This window comes from Azospirillum isscasi, assembly GCF_030849505.1.
Taxonomy (GTDB): Bacteria; Pseudomonadota; Alphaproteobacteria; order Azospirillales; family Azospirillaceae; genus Azospirillum; species Azospirillum isscasi.
In genome coordinates this window covers 1-836 of the sequence record NZ_JAUJFI010000373.1, presented here as the reverse complement: position 1 = coordinate 836, position 836 = coordinate 1, and the positions used below count along the sequence as shown (strand labels likewise).

The 836-nt window shown below is 68.7% G+C and carries 1 protein-coding gene; it reads left to right on the top strand.

The features are described from left to right. On the top strand, nucleotides 1–836 hold an 836-nt coding region (locus tag QSG27_RS29065; protein ID WP_306712345.1), incomplete at both ends, for a branched-chain amino acid ABC transporter permease.

The following is an 836-nucleotide window of genomic DNA, read 5'->3' as shown; positions in this document are numbered from 1 at the left end:
GCCGCGCCCTACGTGCTGTACCCCGTCTTCGTGATGAAGGTGCTGTGCTTCGCGCTGTTCGCCTGCGCCTTCAACCTGCTGATCGGCTTCGCCGGCCTGCTCAGCTTCGGCCACGCCGCCTTCTTCGGCGGGGCGGCCTACATCACCGCCCATTCCGCCAAGGTCTGGGGGCTGGGGCCGGAGGCCAGCATCCTGCTCGGCATGGGCTTCTCCGCCCTGCTGGGCCTCGCCTTCGGGGCGCTGGCGATCCGGCGGCAGGGCATCTACTTCGCCATGATCACGCTGGCGCTGTCGCAGATGGTCTTCTTCATGGCGCTCCAGCTCAAGTTCACGGGCGGCGAGGACGGCATCCAGGCCGTGCCGCGCGGGCACCTGTTCGGGGTGATCGACCTGAACAACTCGCTGAGCATGTATTACTTCGTGCTGGCGGTGTTCCTGGCCGGCTTCGCGGTGGTCTGGCGGACGGTGCATTCGCCCTTCGGCCAGGTGCTGAAGGCGATCCGCGAGAACGAGCCGCGCGCCGTGTCGCTGGGCTACCGGACGGAGCGCTACAAGCTGCTGGCCTTCGTGCTGTCGGCGAGCCTCGCCGGGCTGGCCGGCGGGACCAAGGCGCTGGTCTTCCAGCTCGCCTCGCTGACCGACGTGACGTGGCAGATGTCCGGCGAGGTGGTGCTGATGACCCTGCTCGGCGGCATGGGCACGCTGCTCGGCCCGGTGGTGGGGGCGGCCATCGTCGTCACGCTGGAAAGCTATCTGGCGGCCACCAGCATGCCGGTCCCGGTGGTGATCGGCGCGATCTTCGTGGTCTGCGTGCTGGTCTTCCGCCGCGGCATCGT